Consider the following 23,288-nt stretch of genomic DNA (forward strand, 5'->3'; position numbering starts at 1 on the left):
AATTATACCGTATCCATGAATTTGCGTTCTACCCGATTGAAAATAAGGGCACCCAGCACCAGCAATACCACCGTACATACCACACTATAGGCCAAGCCTTCCCAGCTAACCTGTCCACTGCCCGTGAAAGCGTAACGAAACAATTCCACCAGCTCCGACAAAGGATTGGCATGAATCACCATTGCATATTTTTTGGGCAGGGCACTCATGGGATAAATAACGGGAGTGGCATACATGAGCAATTGTACACCAAACGTGAGCAGGAAAATCAGGTCGCGGTATTTGGTGGTGAGGGCACTGATGATCATGCCCAACCCCAATGCCTGAAAAGCCATGAGCACCACCACTAAGGGCACCAACAACAAATAAAGATTGGGATGCAGGTTGGCACCGCTGATTAAATAGTAGGCCCATATGAGGAGGAACAAACTTACCTGTATGCCCAGGCGCACCAAATTCGATACCACAATACTTAAAGGCATAATGAGGCGGGGAAAATATACTTTACCAAAAATATTGGCATTGTCGCGGAATACCGTTGCCGTTTTATTCAGGCTGTCGGCATAATAGTTCCAAATGGTAATACCGGCTAAGTAAAACACCGCCATGGGTAAGCCATCCGTTGAAATTTTGGCAATATTGCCAAAAATGAGCATATAGGTAACCGTGGTTAACAAGGGTTGAATGAAAAACCAAATGGGGCCCAAAATGGTTTGCTTATAAGTCGCTACAAAATCACGACGCACCAGCATGATTAACAAGTCGCAGTAGCGCCAAAGCTCACGTAGTTTTAAATCCAGTAAATGCGCCCGGGGCTCAATGATTTCTGTCCATTCCGCTTTTTCTTCGTGCATAAGGTTTCATCAATTGTTTGATTGAATTGGGGTAATGAGATAATAAGAGTGGGGTAGTGTGGAAGACAAGTGTATTCAATTCCTTTTTGAGGGGTTGTTGTTTGTTCTGTTCAGGGTGGTGTATTTTTATTTCGATAACAAGTCAAAGCCATTCGCCTTGGTGGGGCAGGTAGTGTCGGTGTGTTTCTGAGCAAATTTTTTAAGTTGTAGGTTGCTGCATCCTAAGTCCGGATGCATAAAATTTGCTTATCACTTCCCTCCATGCTTTTAAAGGGAAAAACCACAGCAGGGAAATGGCACTGCTCCCCCCATTAACTTTTATCCGGCGGATCAAAATAGCCCTCCTGGTCGGTTTTACCGTAATAACCATAGCCATAACCGCGTTTGCTGTACAACCCATAGCGGTACATATACCCATACCCTCCATATCCATAGCCATACCCATAATAGCCGTAGCGACCGCCCAACTGCACATCATTCACCACTATACAGGCATTGGGTAACTTGTTTTGCGCCACTAAATCCGCAAAAAAGTCCACTTGTTTTTTATAGGTAAACCGTTGCCGAATCAGGTAAATCACCGAATCGGCATAGGCCGTAAACGCATAGGTATCACTCACCAAGCCTACCGGTGCAGAGTCAATAATGATGTAATCATACCGTTCTTTTACCCATTGCATGAAAGCAGTTACTTGTTCCCCAATCACCAATTCAGCAGGATTGGGGGGGATGGGGCCGGAACGAAAAATATGCAGGTTTGGCAGGCTGTCAATGGTGGTAATGGCTTCAGCCGGATTTTGTACCTGCCCAATTAAGCAATTGGTAATGCCCTTGGGGTTTTGCTGCTCTCCCTCATACACTTCTTTGCGCAATTTGCGCAAATCGAATTCCAATAAAGCCACTTTTTTGGAAGAAAGGGATAAGACTGCGGCCAAATTCAGGCTGACAAAAGATTTTCCTTCCCCACTCACCGAAGAAGTAACCAAATAGGTTACCGGCTTGGGTTTCCCTTTAGTCTGAAACTCCATGTTGGTACGCAAAATGCGAAACTGTTCGGCAATAACATTGCGGGAACTGGTGACAATAATATGGCGGCCGGCCAATCCCGCATGGCTGATTTCGCCCACAATGGGCTTGTCAATACGTTGCACAATGTCTTCGCGGGTGGTTACCTTATCGTTCAATAAATCGATGATGAAGATGATGCCAAAGGGCAGCACAATACCCAGCAGCAGCGAGAACATGCGAATATTGTTGGTACGCGGTTCCACCGGTACGGGCGAGGAAACGGCCGGGGTGAGCTGCTGGTAATTGGATACGGTGGAAGAGCTGGAAATAGCCGCCTCTTCCCTTTTTTGCAACAAATACAGATACAGGCTTTCTTTAATGGATTTTTGCCGGTTAATATCCATCAATTCCCGCTCTTTTTCGGGAAGGGAAAACAACAAAGCATCATTGGCCGCCAGGTTTTTTTGTTGCATGGCCAATTGTTCCCGAACGGCTTTTTGGTAATTGGCCAAACTGATGAGCATGCTTTTCCGGGTTTGCGCCAATTGGTTTTCCAAATCACCGCTGATCATCCCCCCCGAAGTAATATAGGGCGCATTTTTGTCTTTTTTCAATTGCACTTCGTTGTAATTGGCCACCAATGCCATGAATGTAGGGTCATCAATCCCCATGCTGGAAGGAATCAGTTTATGGTTGTTTTCCGGGCGACTGATGTAATCGTTTACCATGGCCGCCAAACTCAATTTGGTTTGCAACCCGTCAATGGCATCCTGAAAAGCCTTGGTGGTAGCGGCATATTGCTGGCTCATGATGCTGAGGTCACTGATGTGGTTGCGTTCTTTGTAGTTTTTGATGTCTAACTCCAACTGAGTTAATTCCTGTTGCACAATATTCAGGCGCTGGTCAATAAAGGCAATGGAATTGCGGGCTACCCTATTTTTATCGTCAATGTCTACAATCTTGTATTGTTCAATCAGGGTATTCAAAATTTCCTGCCCCCGGAAACGATTTTCCACTTTTATGTTCAATTGCAGGGTAGTGGTTTTGGGATTGGGAATGGTAATGGACAAACCACCCTGTATTTCGCCGATGGCCTGGGGAATCGGTTCCCATACAATGGTATAAGGAATGGTATTGGGGACAAGCCCCTTATTGGGTACCAATACCAGGCGCATCCCTTCCAGGCTAAGGGTATCATTCCAGCGAAAAGCCTGACGATGGGCATCATTGTCAGGCCCGCCCCAGGTAATTTCACCCCCGGTAAGGGTATATTCGGGAATGGCAAAAGTATAGGCATGGCTGCTGTCGGCAATTTGCAAAGGAATGAGTTGGAAGCCCCCGGCTTTGTCAATTTCATAACGGTTGATTTTCCCCTTGGTAAAATAGCGCAGGTTAAATTGGCCGGCTTTTACCACCCTTTCTATAACGGGATAAGAACGCAACTGTTCTATTTCATTGTCCAGATTCACTTTCCGGCCACCGGTTAAGGCTATGGAAACAGGGTCATTGCCGGGGGTTTGGGAAATGGTATTGTCTTCACCCGGCTTAATGAGCAGCAGGGTACTGGCATTGTAAATGGGTACGGTATATTTGATATAAATATAGCCCACACCCACACAAATTACCACACTTAAAATAAAGAGGGGCAGGTAGGCGAGGTATTTGAACAACAATTCCCTAAGCCGGTAAGCCGTGGTTTGGGTTTGCTGGTGGGTGGGCGGTGTTTGCTCCATGCCATGAATGAATTTGGTGAATTAAAAAGTACGGTAGAGGGTTAGGGTAATTAAAATTAATGAAGCAACAGTCGTTACAATTTGAATGGTGCGCAATGTATTCGGGTTTTGTTTCAACTGACGCAGTTTCCGGTCATTGGCTTTCACATATACAATGTCATTTTGCTTCAACTGGTATTCCGGCGAGGCAAAGGTATTTTGCACCGAACGCAGGTCGTAAGTATAGTGTTGAATGCGGCCACTGTCTTGGCGGATGAGCACAATACTGTCGCGGCGGCCTTCATCTTTAAGCCCGCCACTCATATTAATGGCATCAAGGATGGTGGCAATGCCCGAAGGAAAGGTTTTGATACCCGGAGTAATGACTTCCCCCATCACACTCACTTTAAATTGATTGAATTTGACGAGCACCACGGGACTCATCACATAAGGTGCCAATCGGGCCTGCAGGGTATCGCGCAGGGCAGGAATGGTTAAACCGGCGGCTTTAATGCGGCCAATCACGGGCATTTGAATATAGCCTTCCAGGTCAACAAAATAACCGGCGGCAGATGTGCTGCCCCCCACTGCCCCCTCACCCGCCATGCTGCCATTGCTGCCGGCCGTATTGGCCAAATTAAACAGGGCAGCCTGTTCCTGATTCGGGGTGGCACTGTACACGCTAATGTTTAACTGGTCATTGGGTTGTATTACCGGGTATTGCAGCGGTGTAATGGTAACGCTGTCAATATTTTTCTGGAATAGGTTGTAATTGCGGTCGAGCCGCTTGGCCGGATTACAGGCTGCCAGCAGTAAAATAAGCCCAAAGGCGAATAATCGTTTTGTATGCATGTCAATGACAAATAAAAGGGAAAGTACAGAAACCCTTTGAATTATGAAGAATTAATTTGATTGATTGAATGGTTTACACAGCTTCGCCACGTGACTCACAGTCGCTTTTTAAATTTTCAACCTGGAACCGGTGTTTCTGTGGAGATTTACTCCCTTTATGAGAAACGAAAACAAATATATGGAATTTGGTATGTTGCCGGCCAAGGTGCATAAATTAAGTTAATTGAAAATTTATACACGCCCGGCGACGCCGCGGCTTGAAACAAATATGGTGCCTGATTTTTGGCGGTATGGGTTTCAGCAAGGTTTTTCTTTTGTTGTGTATCCCGACCGATACAGCAAAGGCAATAGGTTTGTTTCGGTCGGTGGTGACAACAACCAACAACTCACCCCTTAGTGGCAGGTGTCCCCACCCGACACATCCGGTGCTTCCCCTTTAACCAAGATAGCATTAATAACCATTCCCTTTTTTGCCCTTCACGTTTCGGTCGGTGATGACAACAACCGAAAGCGGTATTTTGGGTGGTTGGCAACACCAACTGATAGCGGTATTCATTATCAGGCAAACTCATACCTGCTTCGAGACAGATTCGAGACCGGTTCGATAGTATTTCGGCAAATGCCGAATGGGTATGCTTTCGGTATGGGTGTTGCCGAATACCCTTCGAAGTTCTGTTATCCTTCGACAATATGCCAAAGCATTGATTTTTAAATTACTGAAGCACCTATGCTGTCGGCTGTTCGGTTGCCCCGGCCTATCGCAGCCGCTGTATGAGGTTTTATGGAACAGGGGTAAACGCGCAGTTTCCTCTTTTTTGTCACAACATTTTTTTTTGAATGTTTTCAGCATTCACGGGCATTGTACCCATGTACCGGTACGACAGGTACAAGAAATCGGCCATGGGCACTACTAGTTTAGCAGCCGTAACGCCAACACTTCAGCCGCGGAGAAGCAATGGCCATTCCTGAACATTTAAAAACAAACATTATGGCAAGAATTACCAAAGGTATCCTGGGTCCCGTGAATGGGAAAGTGGGTACCGTTGTGGGCAGTAACTGGCGGGGTATTGATTATATCCGCAGTAAATCGGGCCCCAGAAAAGGACAAGCAACCCTGGCACAGCTTGACCAACAAATGCGGTTTACCCTCATGACCGGCTTTTTACAAAGCGTAAAAGGGATGGTACAAGTAGGATTTCAAAAAGCAGCGCAAAAACAAACAGCTTTGAATGCTGCGCTGAGTTATAACCTCAAAAACGGCACATCCGGTTTGTACCCCAACATTGGACTGCAATACAATATGTTGTTGTTAAGCCGAGGCGATTTGCCCAATGCTCAAAATGTGGGGGCAATTGCCGGCACAACCGGCAAGGTGAATTTCATTTGGACCAATAATGGCAGTACGGGTAAGGCTAAGGACGATGATATTGCCCTGATTACCGTGTATTGTCCCGACACCCTCCATGCCATTTACACCGTTAACGGCCCGGCACGCAGTGCAGAGCAGGCAGTAATGGATGTGAGTCAGTTCAGCGGCAAAACCGTAGAAACCTGGATTGGCTTCATGTCGGCCGATGGCAAAGAAATCGCCAACAGCCTGTACACCGGTCAGGTAACCGTATTGTAAACCCAACGATACCCCCTTGCTGCACAGCGAAATAGCCCCACTGATTGTCTGCTTGTCGCCTGTAAAGCCGGGGGTATGGTTAAAAAAACTCAACCTATGTTATTGTATTTATTCAGAACCTATCAGAAAGAAGGGACCAATGGTGCATTATGGCGGCAGCAACAACTGATTGGCCACACCATTGAATTACCCTGGCAACAGAATCTGCCCCAAATTTCCTGTATTCCCGAAGGCTTGTACACCTTGGAACGACGGGAAAATGACCGTTTCGGCACCCATATCGCCGTATTGGATGTACCCGGCAGAGCCGGTATTTTAATCCATCCGGCCAATGATGCCTTACGCGAATTGCGCGGTTGTTTGGCACCGGTAAAACAACTAACGGGGCCCGGACGCGGCATTTTATCGCGACAGGCCATGCAGGATTTATTGGAATACCTGCAACCCGCTTTTGACCGGGGAGAAAAAGTGCAGTTATTGATTCTGAATGTGCAAGCCCAATTAAAAACCCTGGCCAGACCGGGGCAATGGTAAACCATTTTTCTCACTTAAAATGAACATGTATGCAACAAATTTGGCAAAGGGCCCAGGCGCCCACTCCTGTTTTTTTCAAGCGACTGCGCAGCCTGGCATTGGTACTGAGTGCCATAGCCACGGCCGTTTTAACCGCACCGGTCAGTTTTCCGCCTTTGGTGGTAACGGTTGCCGGATATGTGCTTACGGCCGGTACGGTTGCCGGTGCCATTAGTCAATTAACCGTAGCAACAGATGCCACCATACCAGCGCTACCACCTGACAATGCAGCACCGGAGCCGAGTAACAACGAGACAAATGAATGAACACAGGCCGGTACTGATTGCTACTATTGGCGGCACCCTTACTGCGTGGTGGCAGGCCATACAATCGAGTGAACCATTTCATACGGCCGTATTGGCCATGGAGGGTGCAGTAATCAGTTACGGCACAACCTTGTTGCTGCAATGGTGGCGAAAAAAACGCCGATAAGTTCAAGCCATCGGCCCCTACCGATGGCTTTTTTGAATGTATGCATCGGAAGCACCCTATTGCTGCACCGTAATGAAGGTGGTTACAACAACTGATGTCATTTACTTTTAAACACCCCGATAACTTCGGATGACAGTGCTGCAAGGATACATCAAGTTAGATATGCCACAAAAAATGGTTATACAAAATTTTTTCCAATTGACAAAAAAACAATATACACTATATCTTAATAAATAGACGGTTATGCAAGTTTTTAATTTGTAATATGCTTTTTATTTTTAATGACATTTATTCATTAACCCTAAAATGATACAATATCCTATGCATCATTTCATGCACAGTTTCATTACATTCATGTACAACATTAGGAATGCCACTACATTATCGGCTGTTTCCGAGCAAATGAAAAATATCCTGCCGGTGCTCAAAGAGTTGCACCAGATAGTTGCAGATGCGTGTTTAGGAATAAAATACGTGAACCGGGAAATGAAATGGAATTTTTTTGAAAATTATCTCTATGGTTGTTTGGAAACAATTACGGAATACCTCGGACGCTTTCGTCCGGAGCCTTACGGCAAGGACATAGAAGATGGTTTGCATTGGCTCATGTTGTTGTATGAGAAAATATATGTGTACAGAGGCCCATACATGCTTGTTCATACTGTACCAACCTGCATACAGCTAAAGTATCAGGCGCAGTTGTTGGAAGCGTTATCCAAATGGTATCATCAACATCCCACTGTCGATGCCGCGCTTTACCAATGCCTGCAACAAACCATTCGCACGGCTTTGCAGGGAACATCGGGCATTACCATGCAACAGTTGCAATATGTACAGGAATGGGTACATGCCTTGCAACATGTACCCAAGGGTGCGGATGATAACCTGCAGAACCATGTATGTCGTTTGTTGTTGGCAAAAAATTATAATGACCCGGAATTCCTGCACTATTATTTTAGTTACTGGGCGAATCAAATTGCGGAGGAAGCCACTGCCGCCGGAGCGCAACTGGCATGGTTGAACATGCAGCAGGAAATTGTATTGTGGTGTGGGGAAACAAACCCCCCGTTTTATCCGCAAAAACCCGGTTGCAGGGAGGTATTGGAACAAATGATAAAAATTGAATTGAAAAAGTGGAGCCTGATGGAACAACATAATGTTCCAACAAGGTACCCGCAACCGGAGGCCAATGGTGCCATGCGTACTTCGCTCAGTTTATCGGAATTGGCCTTGGTATTGCGTTTATTGTATGAAACCGGAGTATGGCAAAAAAGCGTGATGATGGATTATTTTCGGCATTGGTCGCAATGGGTGGTATTGAATAACCAAAAAAACATTACGGCCGCTTCCCTGAAAAGCCGGTATTATAGTCCCGAACCAACCGCCTTGCAAAAAGTAAAAGATTTATTGCTGCAAATGCGCAAGCAGCTGAATGAATGGTAAACATTGTTATTGAGATGCATGGGTATTTTTCTTGTATTCCCGCAGCCGGATTTGCAGGAAAATACCCAGCCCTAACATAATTAAAATGATCACACCGCCATCAAGAGGTGCTGCATTGTAGCCACCACCACCAACACCACCGCCACCCGGTCCACCACCGGGATTACCAAAAGTACCCATTACAGGAGAGGTAGCACCACTAATGGGTGTTAGGGTATTACCCGGCAAAGTTGGATTAGGACTTAACCCAATAGTACCATTACTGATGCCGTTACTGATTTGCAGGCGACTATTGCCAATGGTAGAACGCTGTTGTCCGCCATTCATGGGCAAATTATTCACCGTGCCACCCAAGGGACTGCCCAATCCCAATCCACCCAATTGGGCCTGAACCGGCAGGGTTGCCCATGCCAACCCCATAACCAGGCAGGCATTCCGACAAAATAAATATAGCTGCTTCAGATTCACCGGATAAAATTAATGGTTTTGAATAATAAGGGTTTGGGTAAATTGTACCGACGGGTTTTGCACTGATGACAATTGCAAATAATAAGTACCGGCTGCCAACCGGGTATTCCATTGCAAAGCCTGTGCCGAAGAACCATTGGCAATACTGATTTGATTGGCATATACCCGCTGACCGTTGTTGTTGTACAACTGAATTGTGTACAGGCCGGCAGGCAGGTTTTCCGTAGCCAAGGCAATGCTTTGTCCATCGCTGGGATTGGGGTAAATGCGGATGCGCATATCGTTGCCATTGGTCCTTACCCGAACCGTATTGGAATACAAGGTACGGTCGGCAGCCAGGGCACGGATACGGTACCATAAGGTACCTTGAGGCGCAGGTGCATCCACATAACCAAAAGCCGAGTCGTGCACATTGGAAACCTGCCCCACGGGCATAAAATGCAGGCTGTCGGTACTGCGTTCAAAGGTATAATCCGGCCCCGTAACAGCCAGGGCGGCGGGTGCAATGCCCAATAAGTGATAGCCGCCATTGATGGCTTGTACCTGTAACCCAATAACTGACGCATTGGGTAAGGCCTCGGTACGAACCACGCTAAAGCGGTGCAAATAAGTGGCGGTATCGGCAGTAGGGGTAAAAGACAGGCGCAAGGTATCGCCGTTGTGAACGGGATAGGTTTTTTGGGTATAAGCATCATAAACAGCCCAACCGGCAGGAATTTGTTCCCCGGCTGCCACCAAAGTGTAGGGTTGGTTGATACTTAGGTTCCAAATAGCAATCGGCAGGGTATCGCCTATGGCCAATTGCTGAATTTTTTGAATGCTCCAGTTTTTTTGCTGGATGCGAAAAGCCATATTTTCGGTCGGGTTACGGAATTTATGGGCATCTTCGCCGATGATGGATTGGTTATTGAAATCGCTGCGTTGCGCCAATAAAGCTCCGTCACGGGTATGGCCTTGGGCGTCTGATAAAGTAAGGTACAATTTGGTCATCGGGGTAGCTTGTGCAAATACCCCGGTTAAATTAGCCGGGTTGGTATTTTTATTAGTTTCAGTTACAATAAATTGGCGGGTATTGTTGGTTACATCATTTTGTATAAAAAATGCTTGTCCGGGTTGTATATACTTGGTAGCTGCAGAGCCGGCATAATCCGGACCGGTAACGGCATCCCAAGTTACATATTTTTTGATCGTACCGTCCCAGTAACCATATTGAGTAGTTACCAACCCACTCGTACCAGGATTGGCCATCGCAGCAGTAAAATCAAAGGAACTTGCATAAGGGTTACCAATCAATGTATAACCTGTATCGGCAATATTTGACAATTTGTATGAGTTGTCAGTATAAGAATTTGTTCCACCAAGTTGGTAGCTAATTCCCGAGCTTGAATTGAATACAACATTCCCTGTTATTAATTTTCCCCTGCTTCTTAAAGTTACACTGGTAAATGTGGAAGGCGCATTTGGATCAAATAGATTATAGGTTCTATCGCCTTGTATAATCATTAAAAATCCTTTATATCCGTATAATTTATTAGATTTTGTATTTCCTATTACTGAAAAATTTTGGGAATTTATATCCCACATCCATAAAGATGGCCTGCCAGAGCCACTATAATCAATACCACTTATAGGATCATTCCCTTGACTAGTACCTATTTCACCAGTAATTGTAGTTCCATAACCGGGATTAGGGTTATAGTTTGCAGTAGTTGCCCCTTCTTGCCAATTTGCCCATATCGATTGGTCTGAAACTATGGGCGCAGTTATAGTTCTATAATAATTGCTGTCTAGACTCCCATCTGCTTTTGCAATTATTCTATGTATAACAAATCGCCCAGTTCCAGGATAAATGATATTCCCACCAACAACACCAACTTGGGCAGTATTATTAATACTTGTACTTTCTAAAGTAATATCACTATTATTCAAATTTAAAGTTCCTGAAATAATATTTAGTGTTTTAAGAACAGTAATATTGCTATTTAAAGTTATAGTATTTACACCTGAATTATTAAATGTTAAGGACTCATATGATGCTGAACCGCTTATATATTGTGAAGAAGTTCCATTTAAAATTAACTGACCACTTAAATTATAGCTATTAACAAGATTGGCAGCAACATAGATATTGCTATTGTTAATTATATTTCCACTATTAGATAAATTCCCAAAAACATTTAAATTATTGTTTACTGTCAAGGTTGCATTACTATTAATTGTCAAATTCAAAACTTGAGCAGCCGAGCTAATTACAGGAAAAGGAAAAGGATAAACATTAGGTATTATTGCCGAAATAGATGAAGTTGGAACGCCATTTGACCAATTACCACTATCAAACCAATTTGTATTATTATTTAAACCTGTCCATTTTGTCAGGTTTAAATTATTCATACCATAATAATTACTTTGATTGGCTTCTAAAGTTTGCCTGTCAGTTGTTGATAATTGCGTTGGAAACAAAACTATTTCACTAAATGCTACATTCGAAAAATAATTACTCGAATTGTCAAAATTTGCAATTTGAACACCATTTACACCATTTGTTCCAGCATTCCCAATTGGTGTTCCATTCCCATTAAAAAACAGCTGCGAATTCGCACCATTATATTGTTCTGTTGAAACTGTAGGCGAATTATTTGGCAATGCTAAACTCCCTAAAATGTTTGGTGCGGCTATCACTACATTATTGTTACCATTATAAAACGACAAAATGTTAAATGGCGATCCATTTGCACTTCCTAATATAGTTTTCCCATTACTACCTTTTATTGCTGTAACAACACTATTCCTCGTAAATGGCTGACTTATTAATCCAAACGCCGCCGATGCCATTGTCTGGCTCACCCCATCAAACACCACCGCCGGTTGGCTGTTCGCCCTTTGCACCACCCCACTCAACACAATCGCCGGTTGTTGGGATGTGGCAGTTTGCGTGGCATTGCGCCCATTGCCGCTTTGGTCGTACCAAATGGTTACGTAGCCGTTACCGGTACCCACAAAACTCTTTAAGGCCGCGGTATCCAAATCCCCATTGGTGGTAAAACCAATATCCTGTGTAGCATTGTCGCTGCTGCGGCGTACCTGCAAGGCATAGCCGGTATAACTGCTGCTTAACTGACGCACACTATAAGCCACTGCTGCCGGTGTAGCACTGGTAAGCCCCGCCTTATCCAGGGTATTTTGTGCCCATAGCGGCACCCGTGCAAAAGCACAAAGGAAGATTGCAAGTAGTAAACGGACTGTTTTTTCCATGCGTTCGTTTTGGTGGTTGCGTAAACTCATTTCAGTCGGTTGCTGCCATCTGTGCACAAACCCATCACTACAACATTTTACAGCTTTGTATAGCCTATTCTCATAGATATTCACTCGCTGCTTTTCGCGGCTTCACAGTTGTGAAATAATGGTTTTACACCCCACATTTTTAGAAAAGACCCAATTATACGTGACAAATTTAATTTGTTTTAGCGATTTTAGGCCATTTTTGGCGGATTTCCCTATTATTTTTTGATTTTCCAATGGCATATCACCCAAAAGGGGTAGGCATGCCGGGGAAGGATTGACTATTGGGGGCATCCTAAATACATTAAAGGCCATAACAATCATGAGGGCAAAGAGATGTCGCATTGTTTTGTCGGGAACAAGCATGTATACATTAATGGCCGGTAGGAACAACAACATTTCCCTGGTGGCAGGTGTCCCCACCAACTGACAAACAAATGAGATGAATAGGAATTACCGGGATGATTGATCCGGTGAAGCAAATAACCTTTCCGCAGCAGCTAAGGTGGCCGGCGTGCCTACATCTATCCACGTATCGCCGGTATGGTTAAAGCCTTCCAATAGATAATTGGGCGCCCATTGTAAATACACATCCACCAACGAATACTTCCCTGCACCCGGTAAATGCTGCAACATGGCCGGATTGATAATTTGAATACCACTAAAGGCTTTGGGAAATAAGGGCGCATCCATCAACACCAATTTTTCTTCCCCGGTTGTTTGATTGCGCCATCCGCAAAGGCGGTTCCGTTGGTTGAATAAAAAATAGCGCGAAGCCACCCTGTCGGTAACGGCTAAGGTAACGGCCGATTGCCGGGCGATGTGTTGCGCCAACATGAGCTGTAGATCTAAATTGGTTAAGATATCTACATTCATCACCACCAAAGCATCACAATCTTCCAACAGCTTGCGGGCATGGTATAAACCACCGCCGGTTTCCAATACCTGCTCTGTTTCATCGGAAATATGCAGGATACTTCCCCACCCCTGATGTGCCTGAATGGTTTGGATGATTTGATCGGCGAAATGATGCACATTTACTACCACATTACGAATGCCGAATTGTTGCAGGTAACGAATATTCCATTCTAACAAGGTTTTACCGTTTACCTGTGCCAGCGCCTTGGGATGCGTGCGGGTAAAGGGTTGCAGGCGGGTGCCCAAACCAGCTGCCAATACCATGGCTTTTACAACGGGATTTTCCGATAATTGCCTCATCGTACTTTTTATTTTTTTTCTTCCGTTACGGGCAGGGTTACCCAATTGGCCCGATTGGTATGGGTTAACTGCACTTTTAAACGGTATTTGTTACGCAAATGGCGGGCCGTTTGTTCGGCGGCATACACACTGCGGTGTTGGCCACCTGTACAGCCAAAATTTATTTGCAGGTGCTCAAAACCGCGCCGCATGTATTCCTGAATGGTAATATCAATTACATCCCAAACACTGTTTAAAAAAACATTCATTTGGGTTTCCTGTTCCAGGAAATCCTGTACCGGTTTGTCTAACCCGCTTAAATGCTTGTAAGCATTAATGCGCCCGGGGTTTAATATGCCCCGCATATCAAACACAAATCCGCCGCCGTTACCTGTTGTATCGGCAGGGATACCTTCGCGGTAGCTGAAGCTGTTGATTTCTACCCGTAAGGGGGTATTTTCATCGGCCTTGGGTATATAAAACCTTTGCATAATGGGCGCATCGGTCATGAGGCGCAGCAAACGGTCTAACTCCGGGGTAATAATACCTACCTGGCGGTCTTGCATAAAATACTGCAGGTTTTGCAAGGCCAAAGGAATGCTGGCCAGGAAATGGGCTTTGCGTTCAAACAAACCCCGGAAGCCATAAGCACCCAACACTTGCAATAATCGGATGAGCACATAGCCATTGTACTGCCCCACAAACACCGTTCTATTCAGGGGGTGGGGCAACAGTTTATCTACCTCATCCATATAATGGGTTAACAAATCCTGCTTCCACTGCTCGCTTAAATTGGCACGGGCCTGCCATAACAAGCTGGCCACATCGTATTGCAAGGCACCCTTCATGCCCCCCTGAAAATCAATCGCAAAGGTGGTACCGTTGTGAATAAAAATATTGCGACTTTGAAAATCGCGAAACAAAAAATAGCGATGTTCCGTTTTGGTAAGGTAGGTACTCAACGCTTCAAAATCGTCCATGAGTGCCTGCTTATCATAGGGCGTTTGCAGGGTATCGAGGAAATAATACTTAAAATACAATAAATCGCTCATAATGGCCTGTTTACCAAATTCCTTGGCGGTTAAACAGGCATCGTAGGGAAACTGCCGATGACCCAAGATTTGCAAGCGTGCCAGCATGGTAAGGCTTTGCTGAAACCAAGAAAATACTTCGGGGGTAAAACCTTGGGATTCCAATACATGGAGCAGGCTGGTATCGCCCAAATCTTCCTGCAAATAAATGGTGTGTTCCTCATTCATGGCCCATACAGCCGGTACGGGCAACTGCAATTGTTTAAAATGGGCACTAAAACGAACAAAGGTTTCATTTTCCCGCACATTGTTGTTATAGGTGGCAATAACGGTTTGATGGGGTAAGTACACCCGGTAATAAGTACGGTTACTGCCGCTGGGAGGTAATTGGGCAATGCGATTGGGTTGCTGATGAAAATGCGCTTGTACGAGTTGCGAAATTTGTTCGGTAATGGTAGCCATAAACGCAAAATTGCAGGTTGAGCAGCCAAAATAAAGGAAAAGGGGGCATACTTTAGGAATTTTTAATGTTACTTGTAAAAACAACGAAGTATTTTAGAGCAAATCACCTATTGTTTACCAAAATTCAACTGCATGCATCTACTGAAATCACTCTTGTTCGTTATGGTAAGTACTTGTATTACCGTAACAGTGTTTGCACAACATACTTATTCGGGCAAAGTAACCGACAGCAAAGGACAACCATTGGAAGGTGTAACCATCACCATTAAAGGCACAAATATCAGTACGGCCACCAATGCGCAGGGGCAGTTTACGCTAAAAGGGGCCAATGATGCCGTATTGGAAATTAGTTCCGTAGGCTTTGAAACCAGAACCATCAAAGGCGGATCGAATATGGCTATTGTTTTAAAAGAATCCGTAGCCAACCTGGGCGATGTGGTAATGGTGGGTAGCCGCGGGGCGGGAAGAAGTAAAACCGAGTCGCCGGTGCCGGTTGACATTATTAAATTGGGTACCACCAATAATACCACTGCCCGTATGGACCTTACTTCGGCATTGAATTATTTAGCGCCTTCTTTCAACTACAATAAACAAAGCGGTGGCGATGGTTCGGATGCGATTGACCTGGCTACTTTACGTGGTCTGGGGCCCGACCAAACCCTGGTATTGATCAATGGCAAGCGCCAACACCAAACCGCTTTCGTGGCTTTATTCGGTACCCGTGGCCGGGGTGCTTCCGGTACCGACCTGAATGCCATTCCGATTGATGCTATTGACCGCGTGGAAATATTGCGCGATGGGGCTTCCGCCCAATATGGTTCGGATGCCATTGCCGGGGTTATTAATATTATTCTGAAAAAAGACGTGAACCACTTGAGCATTAATACCGGATGGAGCGGATATTATGACCATGAATACAATTCCCTGAATGCCTTTGACCCCAGCCAATATTATACCGGCCATTGGATTGACGGTAATACGGTTTCCGTGGGCATGAATTATGGTTTACCCATTGGCAAAAATGGAGGCTACATTAACTTTTCGGCCGATTTTCGTTCTGCCGGCAAAACTTTTAGAGAAGTACCCGATACCAATGTAATGACCAACCCGAAAGCCCTACCCATTAACACCATTCGCCGGGCATTTGGCGATGCTTCGGTATTGGCTGCCGGCGGTATGTTCAATATGGAAGTTCCCATTGCCCATACCAATACCAGCTTTTACAGTTTTGGCGGTTATAACTACAAAAACTCCAATGCTTACGCTTATACCCGCAATTTTTCGGCTGCGCCGGAACGTTTCCCCACCGATGCCAACGGTAACCTGATTTTTGTGCCCGGCATAATGAGAAAAACGGCCGATGGCAGCGAAACTTATTACAATCCTATTGAAGATGTACACATTACCGACTATGAAAATTCCACCGGCTTTAAAGGTACTTTCAAAAGCGGCTGGAACTGGGACATCAGCAATACCATTGGTTATAACAACTTCCACTACTTTGGACAAAAAACCTTTAATGCCTCATTCAATCCCGCCAACGTTAATAAAACCAACTTTGATGACGGGGGCTTTAACTTTTTGCAGAATACCGTGAATGCCGGTATTAACAAAAACATTCGCAAAGGCTTTAACCTGGCCTTTGGTGCTGAATATCGGTACGAGAACTACAAAATTTATCAAGGTGAAGAAGCCTCTTATGCCCTCTACGATCCGAATAAAGCAGCCGGTGCACAAGGCTTTCCCGGCTTTCAACCGGCCGATGTAGTGAATGCCAACCGTTCGGTCATTGCCGGCTATGCCGATGCTGCCATTGATGTTACCAAGCAATGGTTGATTGATGTAGCGGTAAGAGCAGAAAATTATACCGACTTTGGCGGGGTAACTACTTATAAATTTGCCACCCGTTATAAAGTAAGCCACAATTTCAATTTACGTGGTTCGGTAAGTACCGGCTTCAGAGCACCTTCTTTGCAGCAAATTAATTTCAGCAATACCCAAACCAATATTTTGGGTGGCAAATTAGTGGCTACGCGCATTGTTCCCAATTATAGTCCTTTGGCACGTGTAGCCGGCATACCGCCGCTTACTCCGGAAAAATCGGTGAATGCCAGCTTGGGCTTTAGTTGGAAACCCGCACCCGAATTAACCATTACCACCGACGGTTATTGGGTAAAAATTAAAAATCGGGTAGTATTATCCGGTCAGTTCAGTGCCGATGACAATACCCTGCCGGCCGGTTTAATTAACGAATTGAATAACCTGAATGTGGCCGCCGCACAGTTTTTTGCCAATGCAGTAAGCACCACCAATACGGGTTTAGACGTGGTAATTGATTACAACAAAAAAATTGGCAAAAGCAATTTTAAAGCCACATTGGCCGGTAACTTCAACCATATTACCATTAACTCCATTAATGTGCCTGCGGTATTAAATACCAGTTATTTACACCAGCAAACTTTTTACAGTACCCGCGAACAATCGTTCTTAATGGCATCGGCACCTAAGTCGAAGTTTTCATTGGGATTAGATTACAGCAGGAATAAAGTAGGTGCCGGCGTTCACTTTACTTATTTTGGTCAGTTAACCACTCAGGGTTATGGGTATTCCGGCTCACCCAACCCCATACCCAATGGCCCCGGCGATCCCAATATTTCCGGCAGCGGCAATGGATATGATCCATATGTAACCACCGATGATGGCAGCACTACCGTACCGGAAAACTTTTTGTTCCATGGTAAAGTAACAACAGATATTTATGGCTCTTACAAAATAAGCAAATCGGTTACCCTTTTTGGCGGCATTGACAATTTGTTCAATGTTCACCCCGATTTATCCGTAGTACCCAATGCCCGTTATGCTTCGGCTTATGACAGTGAATCGGGCGGACCCTTCGATGCCATTCAAATGGGCTTCGACGGTATGCGGTTGTTTGTGAAATTAGCCTTTAATTTTTAGATTCCAATTTCCCAACCACAGCCAAACAACCGCCCTCTAACGGGGGCGGTTTTATCTTTCTGCACAAATAATGCGCATCCCATCAACAGAAAATATTCCATAGTAATTTTAGTAAAATTTTGCTTTTATGAAACCGTTGTATGTGCATCCCGATATTGCGTATGCCAAAACCATTGACACCGACTTTTATTTAAATCCCGCCTATTTTGAAGCTTCCAAAGAAAACATCTTTGCCCCTTCGTGGCAATACCTGGGCGAAACGGGTATGTTGAACGATAACACAACGGTGTACCCTATTACATTGCTGCCCGACTATTTGCACGAGCCCTTAATCTTAACCCGCGACAATGCACAACAAATCCATTGCCTGAGCAATGTTTGCAACCACCGCGGCAATATATTGATACCTGCTGCCTGCAAGGCCAAACATTTGCGCTGTCAGTATCATGGCCGATTGTTTCAATTGGACGGACGTTTTATTTCCATGCCCGAATTTCAGGGAGTACAAAACTTTATTCCCGAAAACAATCATTTACCCGAACTGCCTTTGTACCGCTTGGGCAATTTATTATTTACGCAATTAAAGCCCGGCCCCTCACCCGATACTTATTTTAAAGAAATGATGCAAAGGGTGTATTGGCTGCCCATTGACCAAATGGTGTATCGCCCCGATTTATCGGCCACCTATGAAGTAAATGCCCATTGGGCTTTGTATTGTGAAAATTATTTGGAAGGATTTCATATTCCCTTCGTGCATCCGCAATTGAATGCCATTTTAAACTTTAAAGAATATACCACTGAAATATTCCCTTACAGCAACCTGCAGGTAGGTGTAGCCAAAGCCGGCGATGTTTGTTTTAATATACCGGCCGATGCCCCCGATGCAGGCAAAGCCATTGCGGCCTATTACTTTTGGGTATTCCCGAACATGATGTTTAATTTTTATCCCTGGGGATTATCGTTGAATGTGGTTGAGCCGAAAACTCCATCGCACTGCACGGTTCGCTTTATTGCTTTTGTGTATGATGAAAGCAAATTAGGCAGTGGTGCCGGCAGTGGTTTAAATACCGTTGAAATGGAAGATGAAGCCGTGGTGCAGCAGGTACAAAAAGGCATTCGTTCACGCTTTTATCATCACGGGCGTTATTCCGTATTACACGAAAAAGGAACCCATCATTTTCACCGTTTACTGGCGAATAGTTTTACCAACGCATAGGCATTTCTGTAAACAGTACAACAACTTAAAACAACCGAATGGCGCAATTAGCACGCACCCTGTCGTTTAAAACAGCCTTATCGCTGGTAGTAGGCGGCGTTATTGGATCGGGTATATTCATGAAACCGGCATTAATGGCCGGACAATTAGGTAATGCATGGCTACTGCTGAGTGTATGGGTTGTGGCCGGATGCATTACGCTGTTTGGCGCATTAAGCAATGCCGAAGTGGCGGCCATGTTTCCCGAAACGGGGGGCCAATATGTATTTTTTGAAAAAATGTACGGCAGGGGCTTTGCGTTTGTATATGGATGGGCGGCATTTGCCGTTTTTAATACCGCCGGCAATGCATCTATTGCATATGTATTTGCCCAATATACCAACTATTTTATTCCTTTACCCGAATGCAATCCGGCCCTGGTAAAAGCCATTCACCTGAATATACCCTATGTAGGAAATATTTTTCCGTTAGACCATATTGGCGTTAAACTATTAACGATTGCCCTGGTATTGACACTGACCTACATTAACTACCACAGTGTAAAAGAAGGAGGTGCCATTCAACGCATCTTAACCGCATTAAAATCCGTTGCCATAGTATTGCTGATTGGGGGCATTTTGTTTTCCGGCAAAGGACATTGGCAAAATTTACAACATCCTTTAAACAATGCACCCACCGGTTGGGCATTGGTAGGAGCTTATATGGCAGCATTAGCCGGTGCTTTTTGGGCTTACGACGGGTGGAACAATATTACGTTTGTAGCCGGCGAAATACAACATCCGCAACGCAATATTCCCCGCAGCTTATTCATGGGTTTATTGTTTTGCATGTTGGTGTATGCTTTGGTGAACTTAGCTTATTTGTATGTTTTGCCTTTACCGACAATGGCACAATCGGGCTTTGTGGCTTCCGATGCCGCTGCTGCTGTTTGGGGTGCTGCCGGCGGCAGTATTATTGCCCTCATGATTATTTTTTCCATTATCAGTACTACCAATGCCAATGTTTTGGCCACCGCCAGGGTAACCTATGCCATGGGCACCGAAAACAAGTTGTTTGCCCCTGCGGGAAAATTGCACCCCAAATACCGTACACCCGGCAATGCATTAATCACTAATGCCGCATGGACCATTTTATTAATCCTGAGCGGCTCGTTTGATATGCTGACAGATATGTTGATTTTTGTGAGTTGGTTTTTTTACGGCATGAGTGTATTGGGCGTATTTATTTTAAGAAGTAAAATGCGCACTACGCCAAGGCCCTACCGTGTGTTTGGATATCCGTTAGTGCCCTTGTTATTTGTGGCCTTTGTAGCCTTCTTTCTGGTATCAACCCTTTATACCGATATACGCGATTATCAACTGGGACGTACCCCTGTCATTAATTCGGTATTGGGCACCCTGATTACCGCCGTGGGTATTCCCGTTTACTTTTTATCGAATAAAAAAGATAACCAACGATAGACTATTGACGTAAAAAAAATCCCTGCAAGAGTTGCATCCGGCAACCTTACAGAGATGGTTAAAGTAGTAGCGTTTATGAGGCGACTTCAACGTATGTATTACAATTCCGCATATCGGTTTTCGGAAGGCAGGTAACCTTTGTTTTTTAAGATAACCCCCAGGCGTTGATAGAAAGCCGGATCGGAAGGTGTAACACTGGCCAGCCCATCTACATAGCGGTTATACAAACTGAACAGGGCTGCAATCAATACGGTATCATGCAATTCCATTTCAGTGGCACCGGCCGCTTTGGCGGTTGCTACCATTTCGGGGGTAACATTTCTGCCGTTTTGTTGCACGGCACGGGCAATGGTTAATAAGGCCTTCATTTTATCGCTCACCTGCGCCGACTGTATATCTGTACAAACCTGTTCAGCCAAAGGTTGATCCAACAGCATATCGGCAATGGCCGCATGTGCCGCTGTGCAGAAAGCGCATCCGTTGCCATTGGAAACAACCGTAGCAATCAATTCCCTTTCCCCTTCGGTTAAAGTTGATGGCCCACGGAGTAGTATTTGTGTAAGTTCGCGAATGGGTTGTGCCGTATCTTTTCTATAATCGAGCAAACCCGTAATGCCGGGTAACTTTTCGCTGAGTGTAATATAGGGCATGGTAGTAAGATTAATGTGATGAAACAACAAAGGGTTTGGTCATGTAGCCTTCTTCGGCCCGTTGTTTACCGATGGCATCGTACACGGCAGGATCATCGGGTGCCCAGGTAGCCAATCCGTCAACATACCGATTGAACATACAAAAGGCTGCGGCAATTAATACGGCATCATGAATTTCTTTATCGGTTGCACCGGCTTGTTTGGCGTGATCAATATCGGCCTTGGTTACATTTTTACCGCTTTGCTGCACTTTTGCAGCAATAGCCAATAAAGCCTTCATCTTATCGCTCAATTCCGCCTCCTGCACGTTGAGTTGCAAAATATTATTCACCAAACCGGCATTACCGCCCAATTGAAATTTGGCAATGGCACCATGGGTGGTGGCACAATATTTACACTCGTTTAACCGCGAAGTATATGTGGCAATCAATTCCCTTTCACCCGGCGTTAGGGTTGAAGTATTTTTATCATGCAATAAGGTTTGAACCAGGTGGTTGAGTGGTTCTGCAGTAACAGGGCTATACATGAATAAACTGCGGATACCGGGATAGCCTTCCGGCAATGGAATGTGTGGCATGGCAAACAATTTTTAAGTAAAGTAAGGTAGTGGTTTCCTTGTTTACGCTGCTGCCGTCGGTACGATTTAAGGAAATTTTAAATTCCTTACCCGGGGGTGTCCATGCTTATTGCAAGCATTTTTTAAGTCTGCACAATGATATTTTTTTATTGCTGCACACCTATAACGGTTATACCTTTATGTAAATCTTCTTTTTATCCATCAGGTACACTATGAACCAGTAAAAAGCAATTAAAATAAGGGCATATACCAATGAGCCCACCCGTTCATCTACACTAATGGGTTTACAAATGGTTTGGTATAGCCACCCGAAGGGAGAAACATACTTCGGCAAGCCCTCATCGTTGGTACCATCGGGAATATGAATTAAGCCGAGTATTCTGGGCAAAAAACCGCTGAATACAAATATGAATAAGGGATTCTTGCCAAACACATCGAAGAAGCGGCTCCAGGCACCTTTGTATGCTTTGAATTCAATAGCATAAATAAGGATACCCAATGTAGCCATGGCCAATCCGCTGGTATAAACGACATAACTGCTGGTCCATATTTTTTTGTTAATGGGAAATACCATGTCCCAAATATAGCCCGTTACCATTAATATTAGTGCCATGACCAACAGATTAGCCAGCATTTCAAAATGCTTTCCTTTTTGTTGAATGTATTGCCCCGTTAAGAAACCAATAATTACCTGTACTACGGCACCGGGTGTGCTGGACAATCCTTCCGGATCAAAAGGAACGCCTTCGCCCTTGTACACATGATTAATGCCAAACAAATGAATATCGAACTGTGTACCCCAGAATCCTTGCAGGCTTAAGGGATCGCCGGGTGCACCTGCCAAAAAGGTAAAAGCCCAATATACCAATAAAATAATGCACCCTATTACAAAAGCACCGCGGGGTTTGGCATAATAAATAATAAGCGCCGCCAATAAATAACTAACGGCTATGCGTTGCAGTACCCCCATAATGCGTACTTGCTGAAAACCTTTCACCACCAAATGTCCATCGTTCCATTGTACAAAGGGACTCCAGTTAAGCAATAAGCCAATCACAAAAATGAGAACAGCCCGTTTCACCACTTTCTTTAAAAAATAAGCATTCCCTTTTTCCTCGAAGGAAGGCAACACAAAAGAAAAGGCATTCCCTACGGCAAACAGGAAAAAAGGAAACACCAAATCGGTGGGGGTACAGCCATGCCAGGGAGCATGTTCCAGTGGTGTGAAAATGTGTTCCCATGAGCCCGGGTTGTTCACCAAAATCATCAGTGCCACGGTAGCGCCCCGAAACACATCGAGCGAATAATAGCGTTGTTTAACCATATGGGGGTGTTTGCGAAAACGTTAAATTAAGGAAAAGCCAGTAATTAGCAACAGGAATACGAATAATTGTGTAACAAAAAAATAAGATGAAGTAATTATTATATACAATTTTTGTAACAATCGTTTACTCGAATCAGCATGAGGCAAGCCAATCATATACAGTTG

18 protein-coding genes are annotated in these 23,288 nt (G+C 44.7%); 8 read left to right on the plus strand and 10 right to left on the minus strand.

All coding sequences use genetic code 11. The features are described from left to right. Positions 1–2: 2 nt before the first annotated feature. The 3 genes from LX80_RS08800 to LX80_RS08810 all read right to left on the minus strand — a co-directional run bounded on the left by LX80_RS08800 (position 3) and on the right by LX80_RS08810 (position 4,426). Complete coding sequence (locus LX80_RS08800; RefSeq protein ID WP_111295369.1) at positions 3–854, minus strand: ABC transporter permease; 852 nt, start codon at positions 852–854, stop codon at positions 3–5. A 311-nt stretch (positions 855–1,165) separates the two neighbouring features. Next, positions 1,166–3,595, minus strand: coding sequence for a GumC family protein (locus tag LX80_RS08805; RefSeq protein WP_111295371.1), 2,430 nt, complete (start codon positions 3,593–3,595; stop codon positions 1,166–1,168). Between the two features lie 21 nt (positions 3,596–3,616). After that, positions 3,617–4,426, minus strand: coding sequence for a polysaccharide biosynthesis/export family protein (locus LX80_RS08810; protein WP_111295373.1), 810 nt, complete (start codon positions 4,424–4,426; stop codon positions 3,617–3,619). Positions 4,427–5,414: 988 nt separating this feature from the next. Between LX80_RS08810 and LX80_RS08815 the strand changes: the two genes are divergently transcribed. The 5 genes from LX80_RS08815 (at position 5,415) to LX80_RS08830 (ending at position 8,501) form a co-directional block, all read left to right on the plus strand. Further along, complete coding sequence (locus tag LX80_RS08815) at positions 5,415–6,053, plus strand: DUF6266 family protein (RefSeq protein WP_146250445.1); 639 nt, start codon at positions 5,415–5,417, stop codon at positions 6,051–6,053. Between the two features lie 75 nt (positions 6,054–6,128). Then, positions 6,129–6,587: a DUF5675 family protein gene (locus LX80_RS08820; protein WP_211307736.1), complete on the plus strand. Its 459-nt coding sequence runs from the start codon at positions 6,129–6,131 to the stop codon at positions 6,585–6,587. Positions 6,588–6,685: 98 nt separating this feature from the next. Continuing rightward, positions 6,686–6,892: a hypothetical protein gene (locus tag LX80_RS14575; RefSeq protein ID WP_211307737.1), complete on the plus strand. Its 207-nt coding sequence runs from the start codon at positions 6,686–6,688 to the stop codon at positions 6,890–6,892. Further along, entirely contained in the window at positions 6,885–7,058 is a 174-nt protein-coding gene (locus LX80_RS14475; protein WP_170120419.1) for a hypothetical protein, read from the plus strand. Before LX80_RS14575 ends, LX80_RS14475 begins: the two co-directional genes overlap by 8 nt. Positions 7,059–7,544: 486 nt before the next feature. Beyond that, positions 7,545–8,501, plus strand: a complete 957-nt coding sequence (locus tag LX80_RS08830) for a hypothetical protein (RefSeq protein WP_146250447.1) — start codon at positions 7,545–7,547, stop codon at positions 8,499–8,501. Between the two features lie 6 nt (positions 8,502–8,507). On the opposite strand, the gene LX80_RS08835 is transcribed toward LX80_RS08830, so the two are convergent. The 4 genes from LX80_RS08835 to LX80_RS08855 all read right to left on the minus strand — a co-directional run bounded on the left by LX80_RS08835 (position 8,508) and on the right by LX80_RS08855 (position 14,938). Continuing rightward, positions 8,508–8,921 (minus strand): hypothetical protein, encoded by a 414-nt coding sequence (locus LX80_RS08835; RefSeq protein ID WP_111295379.1) that lies wholly within the window; start codon positions 8,919–8,921, stop codon positions 8,508–8,510. Between the two features lie 57 nt (positions 8,922–8,978). Beyond that, positions 8,979–12,251 carry an arabinofuranosidase catalytic domain-containing protein gene (locus tag LX80_RS08840; RefSeq protein ID WP_111295381.1) on the minus strand — a complete coding sequence of 1,091 codons (3,273 nt, stop codon included), beginning with the start codon at positions 12,249–12,251 and terminating at the stop codon, positions 8,979–8,981. A 450-nt stretch (positions 12,252–12,701) separates the two neighbouring features. Continuing rightward, positions 12,702–13,466 (minus strand): nucleotidyltransferase family protein, encoded by a 765-nt coding sequence (locus tag LX80_RS08850; RefSeq protein ID WP_111295683.1) that lies wholly within the window; start codon positions 13,464–13,466, stop codon positions 12,702–12,704. Between the two features lie 8 nt (positions 13,467–13,474). Further along, positions 13,475–14,938 carry a RapZ C-terminal domain-containing protein gene (locus LX80_RS08855; protein ID WP_111295385.1) on the minus strand — a complete coding sequence of 488 codons (1,464 nt, stop codon included), beginning with the start codon at positions 14,936–14,938 and terminating at the stop codon, positions 13,475–13,477. Between the two features lie 162 nt (positions 14,939–15,100). On the opposite strand from LX80_RS08855, the gene LX80_RS08860 reads away from it, so the two are divergent. From LX80_RS08860 to LX80_RS08870, 3 genes are all read left to right on the plus strand, one after another. Then, positions 15,101–17,896 (plus strand): TonB-dependent receptor, encoded by a 2,796-nt coding sequence (locus tag LX80_RS08860; protein ID WP_170120420.1) that lies wholly within the window; start codon positions 15,101–15,103, stop codon positions 17,894–17,896. Positions 17,897–18,023: 127 nt separating this feature from the next. Then, positions 18,024–19,112 (plus strand): aromatic ring-hydroxylating oxygenase subunit alpha, encoded by a 1,089-nt coding sequence (locus LX80_RS08865; RefSeq protein WP_111295389.1) that lies wholly within the window; start codon positions 18,024–18,026, stop codon positions 19,110–19,112. 38 nt (positions 19,113–19,150) lie between these two features. Continuing rightward, positions 19,151–20,572, plus strand: coding sequence for an APC family permease (locus tag LX80_RS08870; RefSeq protein ID WP_111295391.1), 1,422 nt, complete (start codon positions 19,151–19,153; stop codon positions 20,570–20,572). 98 nt (positions 20,573–20,670) lie between these two features. Here LX80_RS08870 and LX80_RS08875 read toward each other — a convergent pair whose 3' ends face one another. The 3 genes from LX80_RS08875 to LX80_RS08885 form a co-directional block, all read right to left on the minus strand. Continuing rightward, a complete protein-coding gene (locus LX80_RS08875) occupies positions 20,671–21,222 on the minus strand; it encodes a carboxymuconolactone decarboxylase family protein (protein ID WP_111295393.1) in 552 nt (183 codons plus the stop codon). Between the two features lie 10 nt (positions 21,223–21,232). Next, positions 21,233–21,799, minus strand: a complete 567-nt coding sequence (locus LX80_RS08880; protein WP_111295395.1) for a carboxymuconolactone decarboxylase family protein — start codon at positions 21,797–21,799, stop codon at positions 21,233–21,235. A 169-nt stretch (positions 21,800–21,968) separates the two neighbouring features. Then, on the minus strand, positions 21,969–23,123 hold the full coding sequence (locus tag LX80_RS08885; RefSeq protein ID WP_111295397.1) for an acyltransferase family protein: 1,155 nt from the start codon (positions 23,121–23,123) through the stop codon (positions 21,969–21,971). Between the last annotated feature and the right edge of the window lie 165 nt (positions 23,124–23,288).

The sequence above is a fragment of the Hydrotalea sandarakina genome, assembly GCF_003254115.1.
GTDB lineage: Bacteria > Bacteroidota > Bacteroidia > Chitinophagales > Chitinophagaceae > Hydrotalea > Hydrotalea sandarakina.